Source organism: Sporosarcina sp. P26b, assembly GCF_002743245.1.
Classification (GTDB): Bacteria; Bacillota; Bacilli; order Bacillales_A; family Planococcaceae; genus Sporosarcina; species Sporosarcina ureae_C.
This window is the reverse complement of record NZ_PDYW01000006.1, coordinates 143,193-158,624: the sequence shown is the minus strand read 5'-3', so window position 1 is coordinate 158,624 and position 15,432 is coordinate 143,193. Positions and strand designations below refer to the sequence as shown.

Below are 15,432 nucleotides of genomic sequence, written 5' to 3'. Positions count from 1 at the left end.
AATTCTCTTGTAATGTAACTGTAATAATTAAGACGTTTATAAGTGCTAATATATTCCTAGATTACAAAGCGCAACAGTGATTGTGCGAAAGGGGAATTTGAGATCAGCATGAAACGTCTATTAACTCTGGTTATGGCAAGTCTATTATTCTTTTCATTCGTGCCAGAATTTGCTTCCGCAAACTCACCAACGTCATTAATTAATACCTCGAAAAAATATATGGGAACACCTTATCGATTAGGTGGGACAACCCCAACCGCTTTTGATTGTTCAGGATTCACACAATACGTTTTCAATAAAGAAGGTCTTTCTATTCCAAGAACGACTGGTCAACAAATAGCTATTGGAACTTCCGTTTCCAAAAGCAACCTAGAAGTTGGAGATTTGGTATTCTTCAATACATCAGGTCGCGGTGTATCACACGTAGGAATCTACTCAGGTTCTAATAACTTTATCCACGCTTCAGTCAGTAAAGGCGTAATGGTATCATCACTAGACGATCCATACTACTGGAAAAGCCGTTACATCGGTGCTCGTCGTGTAGCAGACTTTAGTGATAACGTAAGTAAAGAAGAATCACAAGTTGCTGCTGATGCACCTGTTAAAGAAATCGTTTATGCATCACGTGCAGAAGTAGCACAAGTATTGGCTGAGAAATTAGATCTCGACATGACAACAGCTAACGTTACATTCGATGACGTTGATGAATCCAATAAACATTATAAAGCAATTGCTGCAGTAGCTGAGGCGAAGATTTTCACAGGCGACGCAGGGAAATTTAATCCGAATAAAGAATTGACTCGTGCTCAACTAGCAAAAGTTTTAGTCGAAGCATTTGAACTTAGACACTCTGCTATCGCGAACTTCTCTGATGTTCCGAACGGTCACTGGGCAACTGAATACATTAACATCTTATTCTACAATGAAATTACAACTGGCTATGGCGATGGAACTTTTGGTTTGACAGATAAAGTATCAGTTGGACAACTACATAAATTCATCGACCGTATCAATAATTAACTCCCCTACCGAATGTTCTAACTAGAGCATTCGGTTTTCTCTGAATTCACATATATGCCCCCTACGTATTAACTATCCATGAGTAGTAATGAAGAATCATCTAAGAGTTATTACTATTTTACGAACCATGACAAAAACATCTAGTAATCATTTTTCTTTACTGGTAAAATGAACCTATGAGTCTAGTAACAAATAATATACTCGAGGAGGATCTCATGAAACAATTTAAATGGGCAACAGTTGGTCTGTTGCTGCTAACCATCTTAGCTCTCTCACCTCTCCAGTCATTGGCAAGCTTCAAGTTTTCCGACGTCCCAGCGAACAGTGAATATTTCAAAGAAGTCCATTACATAGCGGAAAAAGGCATTATTAATCAAACTCCGAAATTTAATCCTCAAGACAATTTACGTCGTTCACATGTTGCCAAGATGCTTGTCATCGCAACAGGAACACAAGATACACAGTTGAAAAATATGGAGATCAATGGTTTGAAGCCGTCTAGTGAACAATACAAGTTTGCTAATATTGCGCTTCAAAAAGGATTTTTCCCTAATACTGACGCAAATAACTTTAAACCGAACGAAGAAATTAAACGTGATGAGATGGCCTATGCTATGTCTGTAGCGTTCAATTTATCCGAAAAAGTCACGAGCCAAAAACCTTTGGGCATGGATGATGTGAAAAACCACAAATACGCTGACCGTATCAACGGTTTGTATTATGCAGGTATTACACAAGGCGACAATAAGAAGTTCTTGCCTAATAATAAGTTAACACGTAAGCAATTCGCATTATTCGTTGCACGCGCAATGGACAAGCAATTTGCGTTAACTGTTAAAACTCCTGACCAGCAATCTAGCGTAAAGTATGTACGCGTAGCAACTGGTGACGATACAGATCCACTGAACGTGCGCAGTGCGCCTTCCGAGTCTTCTGCTATTATCCACGTGCTGCCTAACGGTACATTAGTAGAAGTAACTGGCAGTACAGGTATATGGCTGAAAGTAAATATAAACGGAGTAGAAGGATATATTCATGAATATTTCACGACTACGAATCTAAATGATGCGACACCGAATAAACCGACTCCAACACCACCTGTCACAACACCAAAACCGACGCCAACACCGACTCCTGTTGCGAAAACAATGGGTAAAGTGACGGTAAATAATTTAAATATGCGTTCTGCAGGTAATTCCAGTGCACCAACTGTTGGTAAGCTACAAGCCGGTCAAAAAGTAGAAGTCTTGTCTACGTCTGGTTACTGGGCAAAAATTCGCACAGGCAGTACAACAGGTTATGTTCACAAGACGTATTTGAAGTTATTGAATCAAACAGGTAATCCACTGAAAGACCGAATCATCGTGGTTGATGCAGGGCACGGCGGACATGATCCAGGTGCAGGTAAGAATGGTCAATCTGAAAAAAATATCACATTGAATGTAGCAAAAAAAGTGGAAGCGAAGTTAAAGAATGCGGGCGCTAAAGTGATCATGACACGTTCTAATGATACTTATCATTCTCTTCAAGCACGCACAGATTTCGCTAAGAAGAATTTTGCTGAAACATTCGTTTCCATTCACGTGAACGCAGCAGGTTTTGCAGCAAAAGGAACAGAAGTTTTCTATGATTCTTCTTCCAACGTAAACGCAACAGAAAGCCGTGATTTAGCTTCATTCATTCAGCGTAATATTGTGCAAAAAGCCAATATGTCTGATCGTGGCGTGAAGAATAGAGGTTTTTATGTAATCAAGAATAATAACGTAGCTGCTGTGCTTGTAGAATTAGGCTTTATTACAAACTCTCAGGACTACGCGAAGTTGACTAGCGAGCAGTATTTGAATATTTATGCTGATGCCATCTACACAGGTTTACACCAGTATTACAGCAAACAATAATCCCCCCTCCCAAGCATCTGACTTGGGAGGTTTTTTGTTTGAACTGGACTTGTTTAAGTTCAAAAGCAAGTACTTAGGAATAGTGTGGGAGTTAGTGTGTACGATGGGATGGAAGCTCCAGTTGGCGGACGCTTTCCCATGGGCCTGCGGTGAGCCAACCAGTTCGCTACGCTCTCTTTTGGTTGTCTCACCTGATCAGGCTGATCCATCGGGAGTCGCCGCCAACTTCCGCTTCCATCCTACTTTTATAGTGGAGGTACTTATATCCTTCACTGTAAGTAGTATGTGAATTATTTTTTGTCTTAACTTATTTACATTCAAGTACTGAAGATCAAAACCTATTACAACACTTATTTCAATGCACAACAAAAAGTATCAACCACTCGCATTGCAAGGGATTGGAGCGAGAGCCGTAGCGAAGGACGGCTTTTGCGAGTAAAAGCGAAGCGTTAGGAGCACATCTTTGCACTAGGAGGGGCGACTCCTGGAGGATCAGCGGGACAGGTGAAACACCCTGCGAGCGAAGCGAGAGCCGTAGCGAAGGACGGCTTTTGCGAGTAAAAGCGTAGCGTTAGGAGCACATCTTTGCACTAGGGGTGTGGTTCACCGCCCGCCCTCAGGAAAGCGTCCCCTTCGTAGCGCCAATCCCCACCCCTACCCCTTTGCCCTCGACATCACTCTGTGTTTTACTTATTTAATCAAATCAAAGAAAAAAATCCGCCACGAGAAGTTAGCTTCCCATGACGGATCCTTTTATTATATAGCCAACTGACTAATCTCTTTAGCGAAAACATCTTGCGCTTTAGAAATATCCACTTCACGTCCCATTTCGCTCAACGTCTCTCCAATTTGCATAACAGCTTTCTCCAACATATCCGCCGTAGTATTCCCCATATGTCCGATACGGAATGCTTTACCTGCTAAATGAGCGAGTGAGCCGGATAGAACCGTCCCCTTCTCCGCCATTGCCGCACGGAACTTTGCGTCATCGATACCTTCAGGATACAAAATACAGCTCAACGTCGGTGCTGCTACTTCTTCTGAAGCGATGGCCTTCATTCCGTAGACTGCTAGACTTTGTCGTACAGCGCGACCGAACGCTTTATGTCGTGCAATGCGTGCATCAATTCCCTCTTCCAATACGATACGCAATCCTTCTTCTAACCCATAGATTAAATTGACTGCAGGCGTTGCGAAGTATTTCGATGGATCATGCATGACAGGTAGCCAATTATAAATATCGCAGTAGTATGCTTGTACACGTTCCATAGCGGCGCGTGCATCCAAAGCTTTTTGATTGAATGCGACCAATGCAATGCCCGGTGGCACACCAATGGCTTTCTGCGATCCAGTCAGTACGATATCAATCGTGTTACCTGCTCCGCCATATTCTTTACTCATATCTTCGTCCATCGCAGTCGTTGCACAAACACCGTCTACAATAACAAGAGCGTCGTGCTTCTTGATGACAGGTACAACAGCTTCCAAATCAATTTTCACACCTGTCGAAGTGTCCGCATGTGTCACAGTAACAGCTTTATAGTTGCCTTCAGATAACTTTTTATCGATCTCTTCAGGAGATACTTGCTGCCCCCATTCAGATTGCAATACATCAACTTGAATTCCAAACGCTTGTCCCAGTTTGATGAAACGATCTCCAAAGTATCCTTGGCTGACGACGAGAAGTTTTTCACCTTCCGCCACCGTATTGACAATTGCCATTTCCATTCCGATCGTTCCGGAACCGGCAACTACGAATACTTCTCCATCTGTGTTGAATATTTCTCTTGTCTGATCAATAGTATGTTTATAGATTTTCACGAAACGCGGATCAGTATGTGACCACGTTTCATTTGCCATCGCATCATAAATAGAATCTACTACTGGAGTCGGTCCAGGAATTAACAACATTTCTTTATTTCTCATCATATTATTCCTCCTCTTAATGAAGTTCGTCGCCTTAATACTATACAAACTATCAAAATTTTTCAAATAAAAGAAAAAGAGGGAATTGGATATACACCCAATTCCCTCCCACTTTTCACTTCATCTACTGGAAGATGTTGTGACCCCGTTATCATATTAATACCCCTTTGCTTCAACGAATGAGACTTTCTCCCAAAAGTCACATTCGGTAAACCATTCGTACAATTAGAACTGTGCTGTTTCAGTTGAACCAGACATAGCAGTTGTTGAAGATTGTCCTTCAGAGATAACCTGTGTAACTTCGTCAAAGTAACCTGTTCCAACTTCACGTTGGTGACGAGTAGCAGTATATCCTTTTACTTCGTTTTCAAACTCAGCTTGCTGAAGCTCTGAGTAAGCAGCCATTCCGCGAGTTTTGTAACCGTGAGCCAATTCGAACATGCTGTGGTTTAGTGAGTGGAAACCAGCAAGTGTTACGAACTGGAACTTGTAACCCATCTTACCAAGTTCAACCTGGTACTTCGCGATTGTTTCTTGATCAAGATTCGCTTTCCAGTTGAATGATGGTGAACAGTTATACGCAAGCATTTTTTCAGGGAATTTCGCGTGAATTGCATCAGCGAATTCTTGAGCTTCTTCAAGTGATGGGTGAGAAGTTTCACACCAAACTAGGTCAGCGTATTCAGCATAAGCAAGTCCGCGTGCGATTGCTTGTTTGATACCTGGAGTAGTTTTGAAGAATCCTTCGTTCGTGCGCTCTCCAGTGATGAATGGAGCGTCGATTGGATCGATGTCGCTAGTTACCATGTCAGCAGCGTCAGCGTCAGTACGAGCGATGATTACTGTATCAACACCAAGTACGTCAGCAGCTAGACGTGCAGCTGTTAGGTTACGAACTGCGTTTTGAGTTGGTAGAAGTACTTTACCACCCAAGTGTCCACATTTCTTTTCTGATGCTAATTGGTCTTCCAAGTGAACACCAGCAGCTCCAGCTTCGATCATGCCCTTCATTAGTTCGAACACGTTCAATGGACCACCGAAACCAGCTTCCATGTCAGCAACGATTGGAGCGAACCAGTTAAATCCGTCTTCACGGCCTTCTGCATGGTCGATCTGGTCAGCACGTTGAAGTGCTTGGTTGATGCGCTTAACAACTGCAGGTACAGAGTTTGCTGGATATAAACTTTGGTCAGGATACATTTGTCCTGCAAGGTTTGCATCAGCAGCAACTTGCCATCCGCTTAGGTAGATTGCTTGTAGACCAGCTTTAACTTGTTGAACTGCTTGGTTACCCGTTAGTGCACCTAGTGCATTAATGAAATCTTCTTCATGAAGAGATTCCCAAAGGCGAGCAGCACCCTTTTCAGCTAGTGTATTTTGAATTAGAAGTGAACCTCTTAGTTTAACTACATCCTCAGCAGAGTAGTTACGTTTGATTCCTTTCCAACGGCTATCCTCGGCCCAGCTTTTCTCTAATTGTGCAATTTGTTCTTGTCTAGTTGACATTATAACTTCACACCTTCCAGGTTTTTCGACTGGTAACTGTTACAGTCTGTTTCATAACAGCTTCCTTCGTTAGTTATTACTATATAACAGTGCGTCGGAATTGTCAGTTCATTTCGACAAAAAGGCTTTTTTCATGGATGAAAGAATGGTAGAATGGATGAAAGGGCATACATTGGAAATTAACTATATAAAAAGGGGTTTATATGAAAAACATGTCAAATACCGCTATCCCAAAAAATATTCTTAATCAATACGCTGCTTTATTAGAGGACTGGGTGCCAAAAGACGCCTCTATAGCGATCGCGGTTTCTGATCACTATATCTACTACGTTCCGGGCATGCATGATATTCATTTAAAAGAAGGTCAGCACATCCAAACAGGCAGTATTGCTGAAATCACCATCAAAGAACAACGCAAAGTTGAAGTCGTTATGGACAACACTCTTTATGGTACATCGTACTTCGGTATTGGTTATCCTATTGATGTAAAAGGCGATAAAGGAGCATTAATCATTATTCTACCGCCTAACTTCCATGTACTAAAGAAAGATCAGCTACAGTTCTTAACAGGCAAGAAAGATGATGAGTGGTTCCCTATTCCTTTAGATCAAGTTAGTTATATAGAGAGTTTGCATAAGAAGACGTGGTTTTACACTGCAGGTGAAAGTTATAATATCAGTTTTACGTTGAAGGATTTGCATCTTCGTTTGCCTAGGTGTTTTTTGAGGATTCATCGTTCGTATATTATTAATATGAATTGTATAGAGAAGATTTCGCGGGACTTTTCTTCAAATCTTGTGATTAAGCTGATAGATGGGACGGAACTGCCGGTTAGTCAGACATATTTGAATGAGGTTCGTGCGCTTTTAGGGTTTTAAGCATTAGTTAGTTTAAGTAAAACAGATAGAGTGAATGGGATGGCACCGTTGATCGACGTTCCAGGCGGACGCTTTCCCGAGGGCGTGGCTTGAGCCTCCTCGTACGCTTCGCTTCCTGCGGGGTCTCAAGGCGCACGCTAATCCTCCGGGAGTCGCCGCCTTGCACTTACGATCAACTAGTGTATTCTTCTATGGATAGAAAATTCTTCAAAAAGAAACTAAAGACCAATCCTATTATTGTGGGATTGGTCTTCAGTCAGGGCATATGATTCATTCATATGCTTTTTTATTTGGTCTTTTTTATAGCTGCAGTAAATTGTTTTGTGCCTTTCATTGCTTCTTCATATAAAGAAGTAGAAAGTTTTTCTGTTTTGGCGCATGTTTCTTTCCAGTCTGTAGCCAGAGATTCGAAGGCTTTGGAGAAGTGGTTGTTTGCTTTATGCATTTCGCCAATTGGAATGGATACTTCCGTTAGGTCTGCTAGTTTCATGAAGTCTGTTACTTTGTGGTGGTAGCAGACAGCGATGATAGGTGTTGATGTACATGTCGCCAAAATCAGTGAGTGTAGTCTTGTACCAATTAATATGTCTTGTTCAGCTGTAATTTCTAATAAATCTTTCGGTAAAAGATTATGATCGATAATGGTTGTTTGTTCCGTTTTTTTCATTAGAGCTTGAATATCTTTTGTTACATCGGCATCCTGAGGGAATTTGGTGGCAAAGAATGTGATTTCGACGGGTTGTTGCGCTGCTAATTCGTCCAAATTTCTCGCCATTCCTTCTATATACTGTTGGTAAATTTCCTCTTTACTCTCCGGCCAGTAGCCCGCGTGGTAATACGGGACAGCGGTTACGCCAATTTTCAATGGCTTGTCGGATATTTCTTTGCGTTGTTGTTTTAAGGAAAATGCCGGATCTCCTATTACTTCAACGGACTTTTTCACTCCAATTGATTTCAGTAGTTCTGCTGATTCAGGATCCCTTACTGAAATACTGTTTGCGTGTTTGCTCATATAACGAATAAACCATTTACCTAATTCGCTATTGAGTGGCCCTGCTCCACAGCCGTACACAACATAAGGAACGCCAGAGTTTTTTGCCATCATCGCATAAGAACCGTATAACGGGGCTTCTGTTTTATACAGATCCATCAGAATACCGCCACCGCCGATAATGAGTAAGTCAAATGTTTTAACGATCTTTTTATTTTTAAGATACGTTGCGCCAAATGTTTTCACTGAGCTTCCTTTTCTATAATACAAAGGTGCGCTCATCACTTGATAGCGCTTTGCTGTTTGCTCAGGATTATTGCTGAATACGGTAATCACATCACTCGGTACGTTAAAAGTAGATGTGACTTGCGATATAATGCTTAATAAAATGGCTTCATCGCCATTGTTGTCGTTTCCATAGTTTCCTACTATTCCTATTTTCAATTTCAACCATCCTCTACAGGTCATTTGTTTCAAGTATAGCAGAGTAGACTTTTTTATTGTATTTAAAAGACAAGGAAGCCTTTCAATCCGCTGACATGCAACAATTGAAAGGCTTCTATAATTACTTCGCTATACTTCTATAAAGGAATGCACTGAATTGTGCACGGTTGACCGGTTGACCAGGCATAAACTCGCCTTTTTCATTTCCTGTTGTAATTCCGTGATTGGCTAGAATATGAATCTGCTTGTATGCACCGTGTTGCGGAGATACGTCAATGAATTTCTGCGCAGACTCTCCTTCTAAATTATAAGCTTTCACTAAAATCATAGCCATTTGTGAACGAGTCAGTTGTCCAGTAGGATTAAACGTCCCATCGGAATGACCGCCTACAATATTGGCATTCGCAATCGCACTGATTTCATTGTAATAACGATGTGTTTTGGGAACATCGCTGAACTCTCTACGCGCTTGTTCAACGGGTGGTAAATTGAAAGCTCGACTTAAAATGACTGCTGCATGCTCTCTTGATAACGTATTACCAGGGTCGAATGTCCCGTCCGTGTCTCCATTAATTATACCGCGATCGCGTAAGAAGTAGATTTCAGTTGCGTACGCATAAGACAATGGCACATCTTTAAATAACTCAGTACTTGGATTTTCCACAATCGGTGGTACAGGTGTCGGTGGGTCAATGACAGGCGGAGCTTCAGTTGACTTCACTTCAACGGGTACAGAAATCACTTTCTTACCGAGAGTCGCTTGAACTTGTCCTTTTCCAGCTTTTATTGCCGCAAATGTTCCAGATGTAGTGATCGAACCAATATTCCCTGCAACACTCCACGTTAATTGCTCTGGCTGATAAATGATCGGTTGACCAGATGCGTCTGTCGGAGTAGCTGTAAATGTGATTTTCTCGTTCGGCTTGACGCTTGTCGCCGAAGCTTTCACGTCAAGTCTCGCTGGCTGATCAACAACCGTAATCGGGAAGGATTGTTCAGCTACTCCATAGTTGACGCTTATACGGTCTACTCCTGGTTGAACTGCTTTATACTTCAGACCCGTTCCTTCAACAGTTCCCTTTGCAGAGGTTGTTTTCAACTGGGAAGGATTCGGTACTATCGGGTTATAATATGCATCCAATACGTGATTAATTTTCAAATCAGCAGTTGCGCCTACTAACATTTCTCCCATTTGAGGGCGAGATACACTTACATAGGCCGGTTGCCCTGTTGGTGCGGTACTTACAGCTTCAAGAATAGCTGAAGTGCTACGTTGAGCGGAGTTGGATGTACGATTAGCCAATACTACTTGGTTACTACCATAATTGCGAATTCCCATCGTAGTGGACCCACCACCATCAAAGTTCAACGCACGATCATAACCTTGTGACACTAAATAATCGGCGAATTGCGTTAAAGACATGCCGTTACTGTATCCAGCTCTCGAATCAACCGTCACCATTTGAACTTGCTTTTTGTCTTTACTAATAGCAATAGCAGTTCTTGCTGTCTTCGCTGTAGCACGCGGATTATTTGTATCCATTGTAATATGACGTTTTCCGTCTTTAACAAGCATAGGACCACTCGCCATCATGAATTCGGAGTCTTTCCATTTATCGTCAATTGATAGTTTCAATGAAAGAGAATCTCCTACAGTCACTGATTTAAAGCGCTCCAAACCTTTTTTGCCGTGAATCGAAACAACAAATCCATTCTTTGGAATCGTGACAGGGTTCTTATCTCCGTAGCCACGTACCTTCACAACGTTACCTTGCACTTGCTGACCATAATGTGTAGACGTAATCGGTTCATTCGTTTCAACGACCAATTCAATGCCGAATTCATTCGAACCTGTCGTGTTTTTCACATGCTGCGGTGTGAAAATCATCGTTTCATCGGCTTGTCGTTCACGATTAAGACCTGTCATTTGAAAAACACTGCCATGAACGCCGACTTCGACTCCTAAATTAAAGTAATCAATTTCCGAAAGTCCGTCTTTCGTCACGCCAAATGCAATCGGTTGGCTGACATAGTAAGAGTTCGAACTCGAGATGACACCACCGTTTACAATTTCATTGCCTTCAGATAGCAAATACATTGGCACGCCAGTTTTCATATCGAAGAAAGAAGTATTTACTGCACCGACTACTCTATGCCCTTCTTTTGAATCACGATTCGCCAAAGTTAATGTAGGGGCTGTCCTCGAAATAGGCGAAGGAAGTCCCATCTTCAATTTCGTGAACGGATCACTTAAATCAACACCAATGTGATTGATGTGACTGCTTGCTGAATATGTATAGTGAGAATAAGTAACACCAGAAGACACGGGGTAACTAGAAACGACCTTTGTGCTGGCTGCCGCTGAAAACGGCAACGAGATTAGCATAGCTGCCGACATAGCGGTAATAACTACATTCCGCTTCGTGCGAGACAGCAAAGTATTTTGTCCGATAACACAACTCCACCTTTTCTACTCTTTATCAATCTCTAGTCTATCAAATAATGCCTACGTTTTCATGCACCGTTTGGACGAAAAAGGTAGAAAGAAAGGGGGAATTTGCAAATTAATGATGACTTTTGGTAAATTCGTTTGGTGTCTATGAGCGGTTGCAAGGCGCGATAGAGCGATTAACACAAGTCTATGAGCGGCCATCCACCAGTATAGAACGGTTACGCCATTTCTATGAGCGGTCACCGGACAACATAGAGCGCTCAACGTGATTCTATGATCACCATACCCTTCTAGTCTTTAATTAAAGCCTCCATAAATGAAACGCAAAGCAACAACTCCCCCCAATTACTCAACCCAAAAGAAAAAACCTACAAATGGATTACCCATTCGTAGGTTTTGATATTTCCTGCTGATGCTTACTAAACGCAACAAACGCGCCGAGCAAGATAAAGTAGAACAAAGTATACATCTTCAGTTCCCAAATATTATAATACATTCCAGAAACACCGGTCGAGAACCACAGTGCAATCATAAACACACCGAAATTCGTATGGCGTGACTTCCAGAAGAACCACAACATGCTAAGCAAGAAGACCGCGAAAATCAATACGCCAATCACACCAGTCTCCGCAATTACTTGAATATATTGGTTGTCGGAATAGAAATACTTCCCGCCATAGATATCCGAGCTAATGCCATAGTGATCATAAATCGGTGAACCATAAGATAACGTGGCGGAACCCCCGAACGATCCAAATCCTGTACCTGTTATAGGGTGATCTCCGAAGATCTCAAATCCTTTACGGATATAGTAGAAACGTCCACTCTCTGTCATGAGTGCCAAGTTCTTTTCATCAAATGTTTCTCCGAAGCGCCCACCGATACTTCCCGCACCACTTGGCTTCTCGTCTACTGTCACACCGAGCTCTGTAATATATTGAACAGCCAAGTTTACTGGATAATAAATCAAAATAATAGATGCGACTCCGGCAATTACTAGTCGTTTCAATAGATACCATTTTCTCGTCATGAGAATGAATACGACGCCAAACGTAACTGCGGAAATCCAAGTCCCCCTTGAATAGGTAAGAACTAGAATACCAAAGAACAATACGAGTAATACACGGAATGTCCATTTGTATTTATTCTGCTGATAAACGTGTTGTAAATAGACAACCGCAATGAGTCCGAAGAATAAGGATAATGCCAAAGAGTTCGGATTGCCTGTCAGTCCGTAAATACGCACAGCGTTTGTTGCAGATAAAACTTTATACTTCCACTCTTCCGGTAGCAGCAACTGACGCAATGACAACTTTTCTACTAAGCCATGAAGCGACATCACAATGTTCAACCAGACCGTCACCCATGCAAGCTGCTGTAACCATTTGTTCGTCAGTGTCATTCTTGAAATCGTATAGTAAAGCAAATACATAATCAAAAACGTACGAACTTGGAAAATGATAGATGTTGGTGTGACATCATGTAAGAATCCTATAATTGAGCCGAATAAAATAAAAGCAAAATAAGACCACTCAAACCATTTGAATGTAAATAGAGAACGAATATTATGTCGGTAGTGGAACAATGTCCATGCGAATACGACAAAGATTACTAAATCCCCTATTAACTTTAGGCCACTGTTCACTTCCAGCAAAAAAGGTCGGATATTAACATAGATGACCAGGAACAGAATACTCTGCTGTGGTTTAATAATCGAAAATAAGACAAAAAATAAGGTCGTGCCGAGCAATGCTATTTTTGAAGGCAGCAATAATGCAATGAGCATCACAGCTACTGCAACCAATATTGTACTTGTGGATTGTTCTTCCAATCGCTGTTTCCATATATTCATTAGTCTATAAAACCCTTTCTACGCTTGCTAGTTCCTTGTTGCATTATATCACTATCTAGGACGGAATAGTGAAAGCATTCGTTGCATCTTTTCGAATAATTATAGATTGTCGCTTATTGCCATATTTAGCATTTTATATCGAGATGGTATATTACATACTTTATTCCATATTTCTGCAGCTATCTGTCTATATACTTCTGTCACTTTATAGAAGTCTAGTGTAATAATAGTCTATTAATATACCAAATGATACTTACCAATGATAGTACTTTCTGCTACAATAGTAGGAGATTTATATAGGAGGTTTTGATTTGAAACGTTTGATAACATTACTGACACTATTGCTCTTGGTAGCTTCTCCTGTCTTCACACCGGTAGCGAGTGCAAATGACTTCTCAGGTCATCAGATGCAGCAAGAGCTGACATTTTGGGTAGATAAAGGCGTAATCCAAAAGGACGCAAAAGGGAATGTCTATCCCAATCGAGCGGTTACACGAGGGGAATTCGCTTCTTATCTCGCACGTTCATTGGAATTACCTACTTCGACACGCTATACATTTAATGACTTGAAAGTAAACCACTCCCGTACAATTGAGATTCAAAATGCTGCAGGTGCTGGAATTTTAGCTGGGTATCCTGACGGTTCATTCAAAGCGAATCAACAGATTACACGTCAACAAATGGCAGGAATGATTTTTAAGGCATTTCGTTTCCTAGAAATTCCAATCAAATCCACTACGGTTCAATTTAAAGACAGCAAGAAAATTTCATCAAACTTCGTACCCGCTGTATCCGCAGCTTCTTCATTGAATATCATACGAGGTGATCAAGGATATTTCAAACCAACAAGTAATGCAACGATTGCACATGCTTCTGCATTTCTATTCCGGATGTTCGCAGTCGCTGATGGAAAAGGTAGTACTCGCCCTCCTACAAACGTTGGCGGTACAGAAAATCCTAAAGTGCATAAAGTTAGTTCGATTTCCAATAGTCAACTGAATGTCACGGATGAGTCGTACATTACATTTGAAGATGCGCTAGCAGCGTATAACGCTTCTTCGATCGTTCAGACGATTTCTGTTAATAATAAAATTATCAAAATGAAGTCAGGTCAGGCGTTTGCTTCAGAAAACCCTAAGCAGTATACGTCATTATATAGCGATACTTCATTAAAAAACGAAGTCACATATGTCCAGAAAGGTTATGAACTGGATTATGTAGGCAGTAGCCCGGAACGTGTAGTAGTAGAAGTAGGCGGCTATACATATTATGCGAAACACGCAGAAATCGACCTAATTCCTTCTCAACTATCTACAGGCGCAAGTCAGTATAAAGTAACGAATGACGGCTTACTCATTCACCAACCTTATTATCGTACATACGATTCTAAAACAAAACAATATAAAGGGAGTTACGCAGAGTATACAGTCGGTCCTGCTTCTCCGACAATGAAAAAAGGACAAACGTATACGAGTAACGATGGTGTCCACTTTACAGAATTAAACGGTGCAGCAACCATTACGTATTATCCGTACTTCCAATTCCAATCGGTACGCCAGCCTTCCACTTACACTGGACAGGAACTGGATCGTTTCATCTCCAATGCATTACTTGCTAGACAAAAAACAGGTATTGCCCGCTATAAAAATGCTACGTCGAAGTCGAAACTAATTGGACTTGGAACATATGTCAAACAGATGGAGAAAAAGCATAACGTCAATGCAATGTTCATATTAGCGACAGCGATTCATGAAAGTGATTACGGGATGAGCGGCAATGCACAGCAAAAAAATAATATTTTCGGTATCCGCGTATTCGACTCTTCACCTGATAAAGGCGAAGTCTATGGTAATCCAACAAGAAGTGTCGATGCATTCATTACTCGCTACATTAACTTAAACTATGCGAATCCACTCGGTGCTTATGCCAATGGCGCAGCTCCTGGCAACAAGGCAGTCGGCTTTAATATGAAGTATGCATCCGATCCTTTCTGGGGAAGTAAGATCGCAGGTCACATGTGGCGCATCGATCAGTTCCTAGGCAGCAAAGACGCGGACCAAGCACAATTGGCTGTGATTTCGTATACAGGCAATACAGCAGTTAATATCCGCACAAGTCCAGATGCAGCGAATAAGAATAATATTCTATTCTCTTATAAGCCTAAGCATCCAGGTAATCTAGCAGCATTCGGCTATCCACTAGTTGTGACAGATCGTACAACCGGTGCAGACGGCTTTGTTTGGTACAAAGTGCGCATGGACATCAACCCAGGTGCACAAATCAACGAACCATACGGCTGGATCCGTTCCGACTTAGCTACACTTGTAAACTAAATAATCAACGAAACCACCATCTCGCAGTTTAGGAGATGGTGGTTTTTCATTTGGAGAGTGATTGCAATGGGAATGGCGGTGCTAATCAACGGTGCCCTCCCCTTTACTCTATTACTACACTAAAAACAAAAC

General features: G+C 41.5%; 9 protein-coding genes. 4 read left to right on the top strand and 5 right to left on the bottom strand.

Going from position 1 to position 15,432, the window contains the following annotated elements; all coding sequences use genetic code 11:
• Window positions 1-108: 108 nt before the first annotated feature.
• Window positions 109-1,020, top strand: coding sequence for a C40 family peptidase (locus CSV69_RS08460; RefSeq protein WP_085428345.1), 912 nt, complete (start codon window positions 109-111; stop codon window positions 1,018-1,020).
• Between the two features lie 215 nt (window positions 1,021-1,235).
• On the top strand, window positions 1,236-2,918 hold the full coding sequence (locus CSV69_RS08455; RefSeq protein WP_158232639.1) for an N-acetylmuramoyl-L-alanine amidase: 1,683 nt from the start codon (window positions 1,236-1,238) through the stop codon (window positions 2,916-2,918).
• Window positions 2,919-3,674: 756 nt separating this feature from the next.
• Here the strand turns inward: CSV69_RS08455 and CSV69_RS08445 are convergent.
• Together CSV69_RS08445 and aceA are read right to left on the bottom strand one after the other, a co-directional pair.
• On the bottom strand, window positions 3,675-4,844 hold the full coding sequence (locus CSV69_RS08445; RefSeq protein WP_085429086.1) for a pyridoxal-phosphate-dependent aminotransferase family protein: 1,170 nt from the start codon (window positions 4,842-4,844) through the stop codon (window positions 3,675-3,677).
• Window positions 4,845-5,069: 225 nt separating this feature from the next.
• Window positions 5,070-6,350 (bottom strand): isocitrate lyase, encoded by a 1,281-nt coding sequence (gene aceA / locus CSV69_RS08440; RefSeq protein ID WP_085428342.1) that lies wholly within the window; start codon window positions 6,348-6,350, stop codon window positions 5,070-5,072.
• A 212-nt stretch (window positions 6,351-6,562) separates the two neighbouring features.
• Between aceA and CSV69_RS08435 the strand changes: the two genes are divergently transcribed.
• Window positions 6,563-7,228 carry a LytTR family DNA-binding domain-containing protein gene (locus tag CSV69_RS08435; RefSeq protein ID WP_099693191.1) on the top strand — a complete coding sequence of 222 codons (666 nt, stop codon included), beginning with the start codon at window positions 6,563-6,565 and terminating at the stop codon, window positions 7,226-7,228.
• Window positions 7,229-7,514: 286 nt separating this feature from the next.
• On the opposite strand, the gene CSV69_RS08430 is transcribed toward CSV69_RS08435, so the two are convergent.
• The 3 genes from CSV69_RS08430 to CSV69_RS08420 all read right to left on the bottom strand — a co-directional run bounded on the left by CSV69_RS08430 (window position 7,515) and on the right by CSV69_RS08420 (window position 12,967).
• Window positions 7,515-8,663, bottom strand: a complete 1,149-nt coding sequence (locus CSV69_RS08430; RefSeq protein WP_085428341.1) for a polysaccharide pyruvyl transferase family protein — start codon at window positions 8,661-8,663, stop codon at window positions 7,515-7,517.
• Between the two features lie 121 nt (window positions 8,664-8,784).
• The gene (locus CSV69_RS08425) at window positions 8,785-11,061 is read right to left on the bottom strand and encodes an S-layer homology domain-containing protein (protein WP_143560819.1); all 2,277 of its coding nucleotides are present in this window, start codon (window positions 11,059-11,061) and stop codon (window positions 8,785-8,787) included.
• 433 nt (window positions 11,062-11,494) lie between these two features.
• A complete protein-coding gene (locus tag CSV69_RS08420; RefSeq protein ID WP_099693174.1) occupies window positions 11,495-12,967 on the bottom strand; it encodes an O-antigen ligase family protein in 1,473 nt (490 codons plus the stop codon).
• A gap of 311 nt (window positions 12,968-13,278) precedes the next feature.
• Here CSV69_RS08420 and CSV69_RS08415 point away from each other — a divergent pair, with 311 nt between their 5' ends.
• Entirely contained in the window at window positions 13,279-15,300 is a 2,022-nt protein-coding gene (locus tag CSV69_RS08415) for an S-layer homology domain-containing protein (RefSeq protein ID WP_099693173.1), read from the top strand.
• Window positions 15,301-15,432: the final 132 nt, after the last annotated feature.

Bases quoted from the DNA above. Each gene is read 5' to 3' on its own strand.
- CSV69_RS08460 (WP_085428345.1), top strand. From the start codon at position 109: ATGAAACGTCTATTAACTCTGGTTATGGCAAGTCTATTATTCTTTTCA.
- CSV69_RS08455 (WP_158232639.1), top strand. From the start codon at position 1,236: ATGAAACAATTTAAATGGGCAACAGTTGGTCTGTTGCTGCTAACCATC.
- CSV69_RS08445 (WP_085429086.1), bottom strand. From the start codon at position 4,844: ATGAGAAATAAAGAAATGTTGTTAATTCCTGGACCGACTCCAGTAGTA.
- aceA (WP_085428342.1), bottom strand. From the start codon at position 6,350: ATGTCAACTAGACAAGAACAAATTGCACAATTAGAGAAAAGCTGGGCC.
- CSV69_RS08435 (WP_099693191.1), top strand. From the start codon at position 6,563: ATGTCAAATACCGCTATCCCAAAAAATATTCTTAATCAATACGCTGCT.
- CSV69_RS08425 (WP_143560819.1), bottom strand. From the start codon at position 11,061: ATGTCGGCAGCTATGCTAATCTCGTTGCCGTTTTCAGCGGCAGCCAGC.
- CSV69_RS08420 (WP_099693174.1), bottom strand. From the start codon at position 12,967: ATGAATATATGGAAACAGCGATTGGAAGAACAATCCACAAGTACAATA.